The 15,020-nt window shown below is 53.0% G+C and carries 17 protein-coding genes; 16 read left to right on the top strand and 1 reads right to left on the bottom strand.

All coding sequences use genetic code 11. The features are described from left to right. Positions 1-26 precede the first annotated feature (26 nt). The 13 genes from P9J57_RS10925 to P9J57_RS10865 all read left to right on the top strand — a co-directional run bounded on the left by P9J57_RS10925 (position 27) and on the right by P9J57_RS10865 (position 9,561). Entirely contained in the window at positions 27-611 is a 585-nt protein-coding gene (locus P9J57_RS10925; protein ID WP_022622759.1) for a YceI family protein, read from the top strand. Positions 612-641: 30 nt separating this feature from the next. Continuing rightward, complete coding sequence (locus P9J57_RS10920) at positions 642-893, top strand: hypothetical protein (protein WP_483279205.1); 252 nt, start codon at positions 642-644, stop codon at positions 891-893. Positions 894-1,133: 240 nt separating this feature from the next. Then, entirely contained in the window at positions 1,134-2,114 is a 981-nt protein-coding gene (locus P9J57_RS10915) for a 6-phosphofructokinase (RefSeq protein WP_014593680.1), read from the top strand. Between the two features lie 9 nt (positions 2,115-2,123). After that, complete coding sequence (locus P9J57_RS10910) at positions 2,124-2,438, top strand: PTS sugar transporter subunit IIB (protein ID WP_013025738.1); 315 nt, start codon at positions 2,124-2,126, stop codon at positions 2,436-2,438. Next, positions 2,431-3,798, top strand: coding sequence for a PTS sugar transporter subunit IIC (locus P9J57_RS10905; RefSeq protein ID WP_014593681.1), 1,368 nt, complete (start codon positions 2,431-2,433; stop codon positions 3,796-3,798). The genes P9J57_RS10910 and P9J57_RS10905 overlap by 8 nt, the downstream gene beginning before the upstream one ends. Further along, positions 3,785-4,627, top strand: coding sequence for a class II fructose-bisphosphate aldolase (locus P9J57_RS10900; RefSeq protein WP_022622761.1), 843 nt, complete (start codon positions 3,785-3,787; stop codon positions 4,625-4,627). The genes P9J57_RS10905 and P9J57_RS10900 overlap by 14 nt, the downstream gene beginning before the upstream one ends. A 66-nt stretch (positions 4,628-4,693) precedes the next feature. Further along, positions 4,694-4,963: a hypothetical protein gene (locus P9J57_RS10895; protein WP_013025741.1), complete on the top strand. Its 270-nt coding sequence runs from the start codon at positions 4,694-4,696 to the stop codon at positions 4,961-4,963. A 9-nt stretch (positions 4,964-4,972) separates the two neighbouring features. Next, positions 4,973-5,410: a PTS sugar transporter subunit IIA gene (locus P9J57_RS10890; protein WP_013025742.1), complete on the top strand. Its 438-nt coding sequence runs from the start codon at positions 4,973-4,975 to the stop codon at positions 5,408-5,410. After that, positions 5,407-6,048 carry a P-loop nucleotide/nucleoside kinase family protein gene (locus P9J57_RS10885; RefSeq protein WP_022622763.1) on the top strand — a complete coding sequence of 214 codons (642 nt, stop codon included), beginning with the start codon at positions 5,407-5,409 and terminating at the stop codon, positions 6,046-6,048. Before P9J57_RS10890 ends, P9J57_RS10885 begins: the two co-directional genes overlap by 4 nt. After that, positions 5,999-6,466: a thiol-disulfide oxidoreductase DCC family protein gene (locus P9J57_RS10880; RefSeq protein ID WP_019105239.1), complete on the top strand. Its 468-nt coding sequence runs from the start codon at positions 5,999-6,001 to the stop codon at positions 6,464-6,466. Before P9J57_RS10885 ends, P9J57_RS10880 begins: the two co-directional genes overlap by 50 nt. Before the next feature lie 115 nt (positions 6,467-6,581). Then, positions 6,582-6,989, top strand: a complete 408-nt coding sequence (locus P9J57_RS10875; RefSeq protein ID WP_014605867.1) for a DUF2231 domain-containing protein — start codon at positions 6,582-6,584, stop codon at positions 6,987-6,989. A 12-nt stretch (positions 6,990-7,001) separates the two neighbouring features. Then, positions 7,002-8,303 (top strand): PQQ-dependent sugar dehydrogenase, encoded by a 1,302-nt coding sequence (locus P9J57_RS10870; RefSeq protein ID WP_014593685.1) that lies wholly within the window; start codon positions 7,002-7,004, stop codon positions 8,301-8,303. A 628-nt stretch (positions 8,304-8,931) separates the two neighbouring features. Next, entirely contained in the window at positions 8,932-9,561 is a 630-nt protein-coding gene (locus P9J57_RS10865) for a DapH/DapD/GlmU-related protein (RefSeq protein ID WP_116219723.1), read from the top strand. A gap of 53 nt (positions 9,562-9,614) precedes the next feature. On the opposite strand, the gene P9J57_RS10860 is transcribed toward P9J57_RS10865, so the two are convergent. After that, positions 9,615-11,081 carry a catalase gene (locus P9J57_RS10860; RefSeq protein ID WP_483279204.1) on the bottom strand — a complete coding sequence of 489 codons (1,467 nt, stop codon included), beginning with the start codon at positions 11,079-11,081 and terminating at the stop codon, positions 9,615-9,617. Between the two features lie 321 nt (positions 11,082-11,402). On the opposite strand from P9J57_RS10860, the gene P9J57_RS10855 reads away from it, so the two are divergent. From P9J57_RS10855 to P9J57_RS10845, 3 genes are all read left to right on the top strand, one after another. Next, the gene (locus P9J57_RS10855) at positions 11,403-12,383 is read left to right on the top strand and encodes a TIM barrel protein (protein ID WP_014605864.1); all 981 of its coding nucleotides are present in this window, start codon (positions 11,403-11,405) and stop codon (positions 12,381-12,383) included. A 65-nt stretch (positions 12,384-12,448) separates the two neighbouring features. Beyond that, positions 12,449-13,489: a sugar ABC transporter substrate-binding protein gene (locus P9J57_RS10850; protein ID WP_014605863.1), complete on the top strand. Its 1,041-nt coding sequence runs from the start codon at positions 12,449-12,451 to the stop codon at positions 13,487-13,489. A 16-nt stretch (positions 13,490-13,505) separates the two neighbouring features. Then, entirely contained in the window at positions 13,506-15,005 is a 1,500-nt protein-coding gene (locus P9J57_RS10845) for a sugar ABC transporter ATP-binding protein (protein ID WP_483279203.1), read from the top strand. Positions 15,006-15,020: the final 15 nt, after the last annotated feature.

The following is a 15,020-nucleotide window of genomic DNA, read 5'->3' as shown; positions in this document are numbered from 1 at the left end:
TGATGTCATAAAATAAGGAAGTAAAAGTGAAGAATGTAAAACGTTTCACGCTGCCACTGCTCGCAGCTGCTGCACTGTATGTTCCGGTTTCTCAGGCTGAAGCCATGCATTATCAACTCGACCCGCAACATACCTCTGTTGTGGTAAGTTGGGAGCACTTCGGCTTCTCCCATCCGACTGCTGACATTCCAGACACGACAGGTTCTCTGGTTTTTGACAGCAGCAAGCCTGAGCAGTCGCGCGTTGACGTCACGTTACCGGTTAGCAAAATCGACAGCCATGTTCCTGCCCTGACCAAGGAATTCAAAGGCGCGGAGTATTTCGACGTGGCGAAGTATCCCAGTGCAACCTTCCGCAGCACCAAAGTTATTGCCAAAGGCGATAACAAATTTGATGTTGAAGGGAACCTCACTCTGAAAGGCATTACCAAACCTGTGACGCTGCATGCCACGCTGAATAAGCAGGGTGAGCATCCGATGGTCAAGAAGCAGGCGATTGGTTTTGACGCCACCGGTACCATTAAGCGTTCTGACTTCAAACTGGACAAATATGTCCCAGCAGTCAGTGATGACGTGACACTGACTATTTCTACGGAAGCGTACGCCAAGTAAATTCCGTTACTTTTCCGGCCCGGCACCCAGGTGTCGGGCTTTTTTTTTGCAGCAGATTACGCCGCCGCCGGCCAGGCTAAGCGCCATTCGTCGTCCTTCCACTCACCCCTCGGCATCCTTTCGCCCTGCGACAGTACGAGCAAAAAAATGCATCTCATCATGGTGTTCCTGCGGATTCACCACGCCATCGTCTGTTTCGGAAATAACAGATCGCCTGCCGAACCTAAAAAAATGAGGTCAAAATCACAAATTCACATCGAGATTTTATTGGCAATGGCGTGATGCCGTATTGACAGAAAAGTTATTCCGATCCCTATATTTAACCTGTTGTTTTATAAAGTGAAGCTAATCGTCTTTCCTGAATCAGTAAATGTGATTTGTTTCACATAAATAAGCTGGTTCAAGGGGCTGTCAATATATTGCCTGCATAAATTCCTCTCGTTTTTGTGATCTCACTTGCAAATACCAGGCTGATATCCCGAAACAATAGCTTCAGACGCATTAAGCCAGAAGGATGTCAGGATGAGAATCGGAATGGTCATTAGCGGCGGCGACGTCACCGGCATTAATAATTTCATTTTCCAGATAGCCAGGATGACGCAGGCGGAGATGATATTATTTAACGGTGGCATTCCAGGCTTGCTGGATAATGTCTGCCAGGAAATTTCTCAGCGCGATTTAGTGGATTTTTCCATTACTTCTCTTCCGGTAATGCAGTCAGGCCGAACCGCGCGAAAATTAATTCGTAGCGAATATGAAACGATCGCCCGGCAGTTAAAAGCATTACGCATCGACGTATTAATTCTGGCTGGAGGCGATGGATCGCTGCAATTTCTGCATACGCTCAGTGAATTTGGTGTGAACTGTTTTGGCATCGGCATGACGATTGACAACGATGTCTACGGCAGTGATTACACCGTGGGCTTTTCCACCGCCTGTGAGCAGGTATTAAAAGAGGTGGCAAAGCTCAGAAACACCGGTCGGGCATTAACGGGCCGGGTATTTATGGTGGAACTGCTCGGCGGCTACTGTGGCGAATTGACGCTCCAGTCAGCGCTCAAATCCAACGCCGACTTTGCACTGATCCCGGAATGCCAGATCCCCACAAACGTGCTGGCAGAACGCATCACTCAGCGCCTCAGCGAACAAAACAGCGTGGTAATCCTCTGCTCAGAAGGTTACACACGGGAATATTCACCGGGCTTTCAGGGGGCGATTGACACATTAATTAAGCAGCTTGAACCGTTGATCGGCGTGCGCATTCGCAAAACGATCGTCGGCTATGGACTGCGAAATGGCGATCCCACCTGTGAGGAAATTTATCAGGGCACCATTATGGCAAGTGAAGTGGTTCGTTGTATTCAATCCGGAATGCGCAATAAAGCCGTGATTATTAACGGCAGTAATAAGCCTATTCCGATTGACTTAATAAGCATGAAAAAACGCCTGGTCGATACAGAAGGGCATCATTATAAACTCGCTAAACAACTGCATATATTGTGAGGAGAAAACATGCTGAAAATTTTATGTGTCTGTGGTTGTGGTCTGGGGTCAAGTTTCGCTATCGAAATGAGTGCGAAAGCCGTTTTAAAAAAACTGGAGATTGACGCCGACATCGATCACACCACGATTTCAGAAGCTAACGCATTTAAATCCGACATGATCCTGACGCAAAAAGCCTTTGCGGATGTCTTAAATGCCGACGCCACACCAGAACAGATTAAACGCGTAATTATATTAAATAAACTCACCGATAAAGCTGAAATTGAGCAAAAAATCGTGGCTTTCTTAAAAGAGCGTAATGTGAAGGTTGCTAATCATGAATAGTGTAATTAATTTTCTGGTTAAAGACTTACTGGGGCAGGCATCCATTCTGATCGCGTTTATTGCGCTAATCGGACTGGTCCTGCAAAAAAAATCTGCCGGCAAGGTGGTAGAAGGCACGTTTAAAACCCTGTTGGGGTTCTTGATCATGATGGCCGGCATCAACATCATCGTGGGCGCGCTGACCTTCCTTAACAGCATCTTCACCCATGGTTTTGGGATGCAGGGCTACATCACCGACGTGGCGGCGATTGCCGGACTGGCAAACCGCGAGTTGGGATCGGAAGTGGCCATGACGCTGCTGGTGATCTTCATCGTCAACATCATCATTGCCCGCCTGACACCGTTTAAATACATCTTCCTGACCGGCCAGGCGCTACTGTGGATGGCCACCATTGGCGCGGTTATCGGCTATAAAGCCGGCCTCACCGGATTACCGCTCATTTTAACCGGCGGTATTTTTGGTGGCGTGATGGCGGTCGTGATGCCAGCGCTGGCGCAGCCGGTGGTGCGTCGTATCACCGACTCGGACGATGTCGCGCTCGGTCACTTCTGCACCATTGGTTACCTGCTCACTGCGGCAGTGGCGAAGGTGGTCGGAAAAGGCTCTCGCTCGACGGAAGACTTAAAGCTGCCCGATAACTTTAAGTTTCTGCAGGACACCTATCTGTCCATGGCGGTGGTGATGGTGCCGATGTACCTGATTCCTGCCGTGGCGGCAGGCCCGGCTTTTATCGCCCAGTACAGCAGCGGCACCAACTACCTGATGTATGCCTTTATGCAATCCATTCAGTTTGTGGCAGGCGTGTTTGTACTCTATAGCGGCGTGCGACTGCTGCTGAACGAACTGGTGCCGGCTTTCCGCGGTATTGCCATGCGGCTGGTGCCGGATGCGAAACCCGCCCTCGACTGTCCCGTTATGTTCCCTTATGCGCCAAACGCGGTCATTGTCGGCTTTCTCGCGACAACGCTGGGCTCTGTGGTGGGGATGCTGGTTTTCCCGATGTTTGGTCTGGCGATGATTCTGCCCGGTCTGCTGACTAACTTTTTTGCCGGCGGAACGGCAGGCGTGTTCGGTAACGCGCTGGGCGGACGACGCGGGGCGATGATCGGCGGATTCGTCCACGGCCTGTTTATCACCTTCCTGCCCGCCATTCTGGTGCCGATGCTGGAAAGCTACGGCTTTACCGGCGTGACCTTCAGCGATTCCGACGTCATCAGTACCGGCCTGGTGCTGGGACATGCTTTCCAGAATAACTGGCTGTTCGTTGCTGTGTTTATTGCTTTTGTTACCGCTATCGCCTGGTTTGTTAACGGAAAATCCACTAAACCCCGTGAGGAAAACGTGCATGAAACTTTATAACTTTACCGAATTGCTGAAAATTGCCAAAGAACGCCAATTTAAAGCGGTAGGGTCATTTAATTTACACTGCCTGGAAATGTTACCGGCTTTTTTTAAAGCCGCCGAAAATACCAACAGCCCATTAATGATTCAAATTTCAACCGGTACAGCGAAATATTTGGGGCATGAATTACTGGTGGATGCAATTAAATCGCTGTCAAAGAGTAAAAATATTCCGACCTGTTTGCACCTGGATCACTGTTCCGATTTAGACGCGATTCAGACGGCAATTCAAGCCGGGTTTAGTTCGGTCATGTATGACGGGTCACATTTACCGCTTGATGAGAATATTGCCAATACCCGCAGGGTGATTGATATGGCCCGCCCCGTAAATGTCTCTGTGGAAGCGGAGCTGGGCGCAATTGGCGGCTCTGAAGACGGGAAATGTGTGGAAATGAGCGATATTGCGTTCACCACGGTAGAGGATGCCAAACGTTTTGTGAATGAAACCGGCGTGGATATGCTGGCCATTTCCATCGGCACGGTTCACGGGCTCTACACCGGTAAAGCCCATATTCAGCATCAACGGCTGGCGGAAATTACGGCTGCCACGGCTACGCCGCTGGTTCTGCACGGTGGTACCGGGGTCAGTGACGACGACATGCGCCTGGCGGTGGGCAGCGGTATCGAAAAAGTGAACGTGGGAACGGAAATGAATGTGCAGTGGGTCGCCCAATGCAAGGCAACGTTTGAAAAAGGCAAAGTTAACGACAGCGTGCGTAATTTCCTTGTGCCTGCGAATAATGCAGTGACCAATGTATTAGTAGAAAAAATGCAGCTGTTCCGTTAAGCACTTTTATTATCCCGACGTGAATAAACCTGAAGTGCCCTGGCGCTTTTCGGGGCAGGAGACGCTATGTTTGGATTCATGAAAAAGAAAGTGGAAAATACGGCCTCAGAGGATGCAGAACGCGATCGTCAGGCAGAGCAGGTCAGTCAAAAAATAACGGCGCTGGAAGCAAAGCTGGCAGCGAATTCAGGCGACACTGAAACGCAAAAACAATTAATGCTGGAATATAACCGTGCATTATCATTGTTTGCGAAAAGTCGCCTTTACCGGGATGACATTGATCCTCTTTTTGTGAAAATTGATGAATTACGCAATCTAGTGCGTAAATCAGTTTAAGGAGCAGTAATGACCATTAAACAGTTATTACAGGAAGCCAATGCTGTTCAGGTAGGTATTGCCGCCAGGGACTGGCAGCAGGTTATCGCCATGGCGGCCAGGCCGCTGGTGGAGGGCGGCTATATCCAGGCCTCTTATCCTCAGGCGGTGATCGAGAATACGCTGACTCACGGTGCCTATTACGTGTTTGAAGAAGGTATCGCCATCCCGCATGCCCGCCCGGAAACGGGCGTGATTCGCGACTGCTTCAGCATGGTACTGCTTTCGGAGCCGGTCTCGTTTGACGGCAGCGACAAGGCGGATATTGTGATCATGTTTGGCGCCCGTGACAGTAATGCCCACATAGAAGAGGGGATTCGCGCGATTGTCACCCTGCTAGAGGATGAAGAAACGTTGGTCAGGTTACGTCAGGCCAGCAGCGTCGCGGAAGTGATGGAGATCCTATGACCAGTGAAACTGTCACCAAGCGGGTGGTGTTGGTTAACGGCATTCCCGCCTCAGGCAAAAGCACGCTGGCCCGTGCGCTGTCACGGCGTTTTTCCCTGCCGGTTCTCACGCTGGACAGCCTGAAGGAGCCTTTTATGTCCAGCTTTGCGCCGGTCGATCGCCAGCGTAACCGGCAGTTGGGCTGTGCAGCGTACCAGGCTATCTGGAACATTGTCGCTCAGTCGCCGGCTGATTGCGTCTTCCTGATCGATGCATGGTTTGGGTTTCAGCCCAAAAGCGTACTGGAGCAGGGATTAAAGCGGGCTGGCGTGAGCGAGGTGCTGGAGGTCTGGATGCAGATAGCGCCGGACGCCGCCGTCGCGCGCTATCAGTCACGGCTCACGCAGCGCATGCCGGGCCATCCGGGCGCCGAGTACCTTCCCGAGCTGCGTCGCCTGGCGGAGGAGGCGCAGCCGATGGCGCTGGGGCCGATGTTGAAAGTCAATGCCAGTGCCATTGACGAGCACGCGGTGGGCCAGTGGCTGGCTCAACATCTGAGGAGGGCAGGCTATACTGCTTCTGTTAAGGATGAAACAGAGGAAGAGCAGCATGCCACAGCCACCCTATCTGCAAACGGGCGAGAGCGTCGTGCTTTATGATGGCGTATGTAAACTCTGTACGGGCTGGGTGCGTTTTCTGCTGCGCCATCGGCTGGCGCGGCAGGTTCGTTTTGCGTCCGTGCAAAGTGAACAGGGCAAAGGGCTGCTGAAATGGGCCGGCCTGCCCGAGGATAATATCAATACGATCGTCTATATCCGTAGCGATGGTCATTGGCTGCGTGCCCAGGCGGTGCTGCGGGTGATGCAGCAGTTACCGCTGCCGTGGCGGGCGCTGAGCGTCCTGCGCGCGTTTCCCGACCCCATCAGTAATTTTTTCTACAACGGTATCGCGCTCAACCGCTACAGGCTGTTCGGGCGCCATACCCTGGAACAGGCGATTACGGCCGATTATCCGGGGCGTTTTCTCTCATCGCCGCCTGACAGCGGTGCGGGTCAGGTTAAATCCGCGATAATGTGAATTAAAACCGTCATTTTTCTTCAGGTTTACTAATATTTTACAGGCAGGTTTACGGCGTGATGGAAAAGTAATGCGCTGTGCTTGAGCTGTAATATTATTCAAAATGGAGAAAAACATGCGCAATACCTCTGGACGTTCGGCCGTCGCCGTGACGCTGTATGCTCTTCTGGAGCCTGTACCGCTTGGCTTTTTCGTGGCGGCCTGGCTGTTCGATATCATCTATATGAAAACCTTTATCATTCTCTGGTCAATCAGTGCCAGCTGGTTAATCGCCATTGGCCTTGTGATTGCCATCCTGCCCAGAATAATTAGTCTGATTTATATGTTTCGCGGCAGCACTGCGCCAGAGAAAACCCATTTCTGGCTCTCTCTGGTCGCCATCATTCTGGCCATTGCCAATGCCTTTATTCACAGCCGTGATGCGTATGCCGTGGTGCCAACGGCGGCGATTCTGTCGACCCTGGTCGTGATACTGCTGCTGCTGGCGAACGTGCAACTTGCGCTACGTCAACGTACTGCTTAAGGAGAAGCCATAATGAAAATGCCGCAACAATCCCTTATTGCGCTGACGATGATGGCCCTGCTGGCGGGTTGTGATACCGGTGCGACTATCGATCCGCAAAAGCAAATCGGTGCCAATCCCGAGTTACCGGAAGCCAAAAACTTTATGGTGCCGCCCATGCAGGTACCGGAAGGCGCACCCTGGAAGAACGGTGAAAAGCCAACGGTGGCGCAGGGGCTGAAAATTGAAAAGATTGCCGACCATCTTCAGCATCCACGTCAGGTTTATGTTCTGCCGAATAACGACATCCTGATCGCCGAATCGAACGGCATGCCAAAACCGACCACCAAGCCCAAAGAGCTGATCACCGGGCTGGTCAAAAATGCCTCGGGCAAAGGGGGCAAGGGCGGCAACCGCATCACGCTGCTGCGCAACGTAAACGGTAAATGGGAACAGCATCGCTTTATTGAAAACCTGAGTGCCCCCTTTGGTATGCAGCTGGTGGGGAACACGCTGTATGTGGCTAACGCAGACAGTCTGGTGAAATTCCCCTACAGCGAAGGGCAAACCGAAATTCGCACCGCGCCCCAGTGGGTCACCGAGTTACCTGGCGGGCCCATTAATCACCACTGGACGAAAGCGCTGTTGGCCAGCCCGGACGGCAGCAAGCTTTATGTCGGCGTCGGTTCCAACAGCAACATTACCGAGAACGGCATTGGCGCCGAATATCGCCGCGCCGCGATTCTGGAAGTGGATGCCGCCAGCGGCGCCAGCCGGATCTACGCCAGCGGGCTGCGTAATCCCACCGGCCTTGACTGGGAACCCCAGACGAAGCAGCTATGGGCGGTGATTAATGAGCGTGATGAAATCGGCTCTGACCTGGTGCCTGATTACCTGACCTCGGTTAAAGAGAACGGCTTCTATGGCTGGCCTTACAGCTATTTCGGCCAGCATGTTGACGTGCGGGCGCAGCCACAGCGGCCGGATCTGGTTGAAAAGGCGATTAAGCCTGACTATGCGCTGAGTTCGCATGTCGCACCGCTCGGACTGCTGTTCTATGGCGCTGAGAACATGCCGCAGTATCGCGGTGGCGCGTTTATCAGTGAGCACGGCAGCTGGAACCGCAAACCCCTCAACGGTTACAAAGTGATTTGGGTGAAGTTTGAGAACGGCAAACCGGTAGGGCAACCGCAAACCGTGGTATCCGGCTTCTTAACCCAAGACGAGAAACAGGTGCGTGGCTTACCGGTCGGTCTGGCCAGCGACAAACAGGGCGGTCTGATCATTGCGGATGACGCCGGTGATACGATCTGGCGCGTGAGTTCGGCGAACTAAGGCTAAACTGCAGGTACAAAAAAAAGGATTTGGCGTAATGCCAAATCCTTTTTTTATGCGTTCGTTGCCCGGCGGGTAACCGGATGGCGAACGAGGTGCTCAGCACTCTCCACAAATTGATTGTAAAGAGGGCGGCGCAAGACTTCAAGTTTGGCGAAAATACTGTATATTTATACATGTGTTGAGTGTTGGGTATCGCCGCAGGGTTAACTGATTGCTTCCAGGGGAGCTCGGTAATGCAAATCCCGGCAGGTAACAGGTGGTGCTGACCTGTGGCTTAAACCCCGAGTGCCGCTCAGCCCTCTCCACAAAGTTGTGCTCAGGCACCTGGCGGGTAACGGTAAGGCCCTGGTTGCTGAACAGCGCGCTCCTGTTGCGGGAGAAGGAAAGTGATGGAACTGACGAAGCTGATTCTGGAAATCATCCGGATCATCTTGCAGATCATCGTTGCCCTTATGCAACTGACCGGTCATGCAAATTAACCGGAACTTTGACCAAGGCGGAGCTAACCACTCCGCCTTTTTCGTTGTCAATTGCCTGTCATCTTTCCCGGCTACAGTGGCGCGGCAATCGGGTGCCTGAAAGGCACAACTTATCCAGACATCAGAGCAGTTCCGGGAGCCTTTTCATGTCACTTGCCATTGTCAAACCCGCCAAACTCCAGCAGACCGAAATTGACGCCAGCGTACGTATGCGCGAAACCCAGATTGGCTCACAGTGTGAAATTCTGGCGCACAGTTACCTTGAATACAGCACCCTTGGCGACTTCTCTTACGTCGGTGAACACTGCTGCATCGCAGACAGCGCAATAGGCCGCTTCACCGCCATTGCCAATCAGGTACGCATCGGTGCACCTAACCATCCGATGGATCGGGCGTCGCAACACCGCTTCACCTATTGTCCGGAGTATTACGATGCTACGGCCACGCGCGACCACGGTTTTTTCAGCGCCCGCCGCGAAGACCGGGTGATCATTGGCAACGATGTCTGGATAGGTCATGGCGTGATTGTCCTGCCTGGCGTGACGGTAGGCGATGGTGCGGTGCTGGCGGCAGGTGCGGTGGTGACCAAAGATGTGGCGCCCTATACCGTCGTGGGTGGCGTGCCGGCTAAACCAATCCGCGTTCGTTTTCATCCGGCGATTGCAACCCGGCTACAGCACATTGCCTGGTGGAACTGGCCGCTGGAAAAAATCATGGCTAACCTGGCCGATTTTCAGTCAGGGGATATTGAGCTGTTTTGTGCCAGACATGGCTGAGCGCGTTTGCGCAAAAGAGTAACGGTGGCTTACGCCACCGTCAGATGTGCGGGTTATCGCTTAGCGCGTGCTTCCTGCACCTTGCTGGCGATACGATCGCCAATGGTCTGGTCGATGTTGCGCCAGTACTGAAACGCTCGCGAAAGCACCGGCTCTTCAACCCCGTTCAGCAGATGACCGCTAACGTTGTTGACCAGCCTGTCGCGCGCGGCATCATCCATTACCTTGTTGATCAGGGTATTTGCCTGGCCCACGTCGTCATCGTCCTGACGCAGTGAGTAAGGAGCACGAACCATGTCGCCGCTGGCTGACCAGACCGAGTCGGTGGGATAGCGGTCGCCATCTGCCACCGGGCCGCCTTTGCTGTTGGGGGCATAAACCGGGTCGGATACCGGATTCATCCGCATCGCCCCGTCTTTGCTGTAGCTGTTTACCGGCGACTGCGGGGCATTAACCGGGATCTGTTTATAGTTCACTCCAAGCCGTGCGCGATGGGCGTCGGCATAGGCAAACACGCGACCAATCAGCATCTTATCCGGGCTGAGCCCGATGCCAGGGACCAGATTATTCGGTTCAAATGCGGCTTGTTCAATCTGCGCATGGTTGTCCGTTGGGTTGCGGTTCAGCGTCAGCTTGCCAACTTTGATCAGCGGATAATCACTGTGCGGCCACACCTTGGTCAAATCGAAAGGATTGAAACGATAGCTGTCAGCCTCAGCAAACGGCATGATCTGCATGTACAGGGTCCAGCTCGGGAATTGGCCGTTTTTGATCGACATAAACAGGTCACGCGTATGGTAATCGCCATCTTCGCCTGCCAGTTTATCGGCTTGCTCCTGCGTCAGGTATTCAATGCCCTGGTCGGTGTGGAAATGGTATTTCACCCAGAACTTTTCACCCTGTTCATTGACCCACATATAAGTGTGGCTGGAATACCCATTCATATGACGCCAGTTTTTGGGAATCCCACGGTCGCCCATTAGCCAGGTGACCTGATGCGAGGATTCGGGTGACAGCGTCCAGAAATCCCACTGCATATCATTGTCACGCAGATTGTTATCGGCGCGGCGCTTTTGCGAGCGAATGAAGTGCTGAAACTTCATGGGATCGCGAATAAAGAACACCGGTGTATTGTTGCCCACCATGTCGTAATTGCCTTCGCGGGTATAAAACTTAATGGAAAATCCGCGCGGATCGCGCCAGGTATCCGGGCTGCCGCGCTCGCCAGCCACCGTTGAAAAACGCATCACCACGTCAGTTTTCGTGCCCGGCTGAAAAACGTTGGCTTTGGTGTAGCAACTCACATCTTCAGTCACCTCAAAAAAGCCAAATGCGCCGCTTCCTTTCGCATGGGGCTGCCGCTCGGGAATGCGTTCCCGGTTGAAGTTGGCCATCTGCTCAATCAGGTAATGGTCGTGAAGCACCAGGGGGCCATCGGGACCGACGGAAAGGGAATGCTCATCGCTGGCCACCGGAATACCGGCATCGGTTGTGGTGGGTTTACGCTCATCATGACTCATCGAAATAGTCTCCATTTTTATAAGGGTAATGCATGGAGTAAGCGTAGCGCATATCTGGCCATTGCATCGGCTAATCCTCCCAGGTTTTCACATTTACTGCTGCCGGCCATGGCTGACCTGGCGCAGTCGTCCACGTTTTACTGGCTGCTCCCGCAGGTCGTTGCCCGCGCTGATTAATCCGTGACCGCTCTCGCATTTTGGTTATTTCAGCGACAACAAGGATTGCGTGTTCAAGCGAGAAGTGTAAATTCTAATATAACTTCACAGTTAGTTGTGAAAAAGGAAAGTACATTACAACCCTGTTACTAAGGATTGAGCCTCATGTCAGATTTAAAGTTTGCTACTCGTCTTAACTCCTTTGCTTCGGGGGCACATCTCTACTGGCCAGATTTGCAGGGCAAGCCCTCTGTACTGCAAATGGTTGCGCGCGCGGGCAAGGTTAAAGGCTTAACGCATTTGGATCTCAACTATCCCCAGCACCTCACCAGTGACAGTAAAACGCTGCGCCAGGCTATTGAGGATGCCGGGCTGGCGGTCAACGGCATGCAGATGCGGTGGGATGCACCGCAGTTCAAAATTGGCGCATTTACCCATCCGGATCCGAAAATTCGCCGTGAGGCGATTGACCTGACCAAGCGGGGAATCGATACCGGACGGGAATTTGGCTCCCGCTTAATGACGTTATGGATGGGCCAGGACGGTTTCGACTACTGCTTCCAGGTCGATTACAAAAAAATCTGGGAAGACGCCGTCAGCGCGGTGCGTGAAATCGCCGACTACGCGCCGGACGTGGATGTGAGCATTGAATACAAACCCAACGAGCCGCGTGCCTACAGCATTTTTCCCAACGTGACCACCTGCCTGCTGGCCGTCGAAGAGGCCGGAAGCCCGAATCTCGGCATCACGCTGGATTTCGCCCATGTCCTGTTCGCCAATGAAATTCCTGCCTGGGCGGCGGCCATGGTGGCGCGTCGTTCACGGCTGCTGGGGCTGGATTTAAACGACGGCTGGGGCAAACGTGATGACGGACTGATGGCGGCATCGGTTAATCCGCGCGCCACGTTGGAGTTTCTGTGGCAGATGCAGCGTGATGGTTATCAGGGCGCCTACTATTTTGACACCTTCCCGGATGCCAGCGGACTGGATCCGGTACGTGAAGCCGAAACCAACATTGCCACCGTGACGCGATTACTCAAGCTCTGCGACCAGCTTAATGATAATCCGGCGCTGGCAGCGGCGATCAGCCGTCAGGATGCGGTCGCCTCACAGCAAATCGTCAACGACATTATGCTGGCGCGTTAACGCACGACGCCGGCTGCAGAACAGCAATTTCTTACCCTACAAACGCAGAATAAAAGGCTGAAAAAATGAAAAAACGTTTACTCGCCGTTATCGCTTCGTCGCTCTTGTGTGCCAGCGTTTATGCCGCCGATCTGGCTCCGCTTAAGTCCGATACGGAACAGGACCGCACCGACTGGTCAACGCTCGACAGTCGCTATGGCGCGATGCCGAAAGTCGATAAATCGCTCAAAATCGGTGGCGTATCCAAAACCCTGACCAATGAATACTGGCGTTTGCTGGGCGAGGGCTACCAGAACGCCGCCAAAAAATATGGCATCACCGTGGCTTATCAGGCCGCGGCAAATGAAGACGATCAACTGGGCCAGTTGTCGATTGCCGAAACCATGATTTCTCAGGGCTATAACGGCCTGCTGGTCTCTCCGCAAACCGACATTAACCTTGAGCCTGCACTGGAAAGCGCCAACAGTAAAAAAATCCCGGTTGTGAACGTCAATGACGCGGTGATGCCGAATGCGGAACACTACGTCGGTAATGTCCAGAAAGACAACGGCGTGCGCGTAGCGAAATGGTTTATCGAGCACCATCCGCAGGGCGGCAAGGTTGCGGTGATCGAAGGACAGCCTGGCGTCTATGCTGCCGGTCAGCGCACCAGCGGCTTTAAAGAAACGCTCAAGGCCAACGGCAAATTCAATGTGGTGGCCAGCGTACCGGCCAACTGGAGTCGTGAGCAGGCCTTTAATGCGGCGAGCACTATCCTGCAACAGCATCCTGACCTGATCGGTTTTTATGCCAATAACGACACGATGGCGCTGGGCGTGGTGGAAGCGGTACGCGCCATGGACAAAGCCAAACAGGTGGCCGTATTCGGAACCGATGGGATCTCCGATGCCTATGCCTCCATCAAGCGCGGCGAACTGACCGGTACCGTGGACAGCTTCCCGGTGCTGACGGGTGAAGTGGCGATGGATGTGATGCTGCGTTTGATTAACGGCCAGAAAATCTCACGCGTGGTGTCCACACCGCAGGCGCTGATCACCAAAGAGAATGCGGATGCGTTTTCCACTCAGGACATGGAAAAGCTGCGTCAACTGTTAGCTAAACAGTAAGCCTGGCGGAGAGCGTATGGAACAGTATCGTTTAATGATGCGCGGCATCAACAAAACCTACGGCAGCGCGGCAGCTTTACAAAATGTCGACTTTTTTGTGAAGCCCGGTGAAGTGCATGCCTTGATCGGTGAGAATGGCGCGGGCAAATCAACGCTGCTAAACATTCTCTCCGGCGTGCGCGGCGCGGACAGTGGCGAAATCAGCGTCAACGGCCAGACGGTGCAGATGAAAAGCCCACTCAGCGCGCGTCATGCGGGGATCGCGATGATCCATCAGGAACTGCAGCATGTTCCAGAGCTCTCGGTCGCGCAGAATATGTTTCTGGGCCGCCCACTGACCAAAGCAAAAGGCTGGTGGGTGGATAAAAAAGCCCAGCTGTCGCGTGCCGCGCTGATTCTGAAACGGCTCGATCCGACGATCGATCCCAACAGCCCGATTAAACATCTTAAGGTTTCGCAGCAGCAGATTGTCGAAATAGCCCGTGCGTTGCTGGATGACGCCAAAATCATCGCGATGGATGAGCCAACTTCCAGTCTGACGCCGCGCGAGTTTGACCGGCTGGCTGAACTGATCGCCGACCTCAAATCGCTGGGCGTCTCTTTAATCTATGTATCACATAAGATGAACGAGATTTTCAGAGTCTGTGACCGGGCGACGATCATGCGCGATGGCAAACAGGTTGGGGTGGTGAACATCTGCGATGAAGATGAAGAAAGCATCGTGGCTAAAATGGTCGGGCGCAAAATAGAACGGCTCGATCACAACGCCTTTGTCACCGCTCAGGAAGTATTACGCGTCGAAAATCTGGCGCGTGGCAATGAAATATCGCCCGCTAATTTTAGCGTCAACGCCGGGGAAGTGTTGGGCATTGCGGGGCTGGTCGGCGCAGGACGTACTGAGTTGCTTAAGCTGATTGCCGGTATCGACAGGCGCAGCAGCGGCACGGTGAAGGTCAATGGCTATTCCGTTCCAAACCATAATATCAGCGCGGCCATAAAAGCGGGGATTGGTCTGGTGCCGGAAGATCGTAAAAAAGAGGGGATCATTAAAGCCCGCCCGGTGAAAATGAATATGGCGCTGCCGTCCATGCGTCAGTTCACCCTGCGCGGCGTAATCAATAAGCAGCGGTTAAACAGGGCAGCACATGAGGTGATGAGCGATCTTAAACTGCGCCCCATGGATATTGAGAAAACCATCGGTACGCTCAGTGGCGGTAATCAACAAAAAGTCATTATCGGACGCTGGGTAGCCGCTGACGCAAAAGTCTTTTTATTTGATGAACCCACGCGCGGCATTGATATTGGTGCCAAGTCAGAAATCTATAATTTAATTGAACGACTGGCGAAGGCAGGTAAAGCCATTATTGTTGTCTCATCGGAAATGACGGAAATCATTCGTATCTCCGATCGTGTACTGGTTATGCGCGAAGGGAAAATAACCAAAGAGTTAAAGGGCGAGGCTATCACCGAAGACAATATTGCCCGTTTTGCCATTAAAGATGTTGAAACTGCCTGATCTCATACCTGTATA

It is taken from the genome of Pantoea sp. nfd-35 (genome assembly GCF_056892255.1).
The sequence above is the reverse complement of the archived record's forward strand: the minus strand, read 5'-3'. Positions and strand labels throughout refer to the sequence as shown.

Bases quoted from the DNA above. Each gene is read 5' to 3' on its own strand.
- P9J57_RS10915 (WP_014593680.1), top strand. From the start codon at position 1,134: ATGAGAATCGGAATGGTCATTAGCGGCGGCGACGTCACCGGCATTAAT.
- P9J57_RS10910 (WP_013025738.1), top strand. From the start codon at position 2,124: ATGCTGAAAATTTTATGTGTCTGTGGTTGTGGTCTGGGGTCAAGTTTC.
- P9J57_RS10905 (WP_014593681.1), top strand. From the start codon at position 2,431: ATGAATAGTGTAATTAATTTTCTGGTTAAAGACTTACTGGGGCAGGCA.
- P9J57_RS10900 (WP_022622761.1), top strand. From the start codon at position 3,785: ATGAAACTTTATAACTTTACCGAATTGCTGAAAATTGCCAAAGAACGC.
- P9J57_RS10895 (WP_013025741.1), top strand. From the start codon at position 4,694: ATGTTTGGATTCATGAAAAAGAAAGTGGAAAATACGGCCTCAGAGGAT.
- P9J57_RS10890 (WP_013025742.1), top strand. From the start codon at position 4,973: ATGACCATTAAACAGTTATTACAGGAAGCCAATGCTGTTCAGGTAGGT.
- P9J57_RS10885 (WP_022622763.1), top strand. From the start codon at position 5,407: ATGACCAGTGAAACTGTCACCAAGCGGGTGGTGTTGGTTAACGGCATT.
- P9J57_RS10880 (WP_019105239.1), top strand. From the start codon at position 5,999: ATGCCACAGCCACCCTATCTGCAAACGGGCGAGAGCGTCGTGCTTTAT.
- P9J57_RS10875 (WP_014605867.1), top strand. From the start codon at position 6,582: ATGCGCAATACCTCTGGACGTTCGGCCGTCGCCGTGACGCTGTATGCT.
- P9J57_RS10870 (WP_014593685.1), top strand. From the start codon at position 7,002: ATGAAAATGCCGCAACAATCCCTTATTGCGCTGACGATGATGGCCCTG.
- P9J57_RS10865 (WP_116219723.1), top strand. From the start codon at position 8,932: ATGTCACTTGCCATTGTCAAACCCGCCAAACTCCAGCAGACCGAAATT.
- P9J57_RS10860 (WP_483279204.1), bottom strand. From the start codon at position 11,081: ATGAGTCATGATGAGCGTAAACCCACCACAACCGATGCCGGTATTCCG.
- P9J57_RS10855 (WP_014605864.1), top strand. From the start codon at position 11,403: ATGTCAGATTTAAAGTTTGCTACTCGTCTTAACTCCTTTGCTTCGGGG.
- P9J57_RS10850 (WP_014605863.1), top strand. From the start codon at position 12,449: ATGAAAAAACGTTTACTCGCCGTTATCGCTTCGTCGCTCTTGTGTGCC.
- P9J57_RS10845 (WP_483279203.1), top strand. From the start codon at position 13,506: ATGGAACAGTATCGTTTAATGATGCGCGGCATCAACAAAACCTACGGC.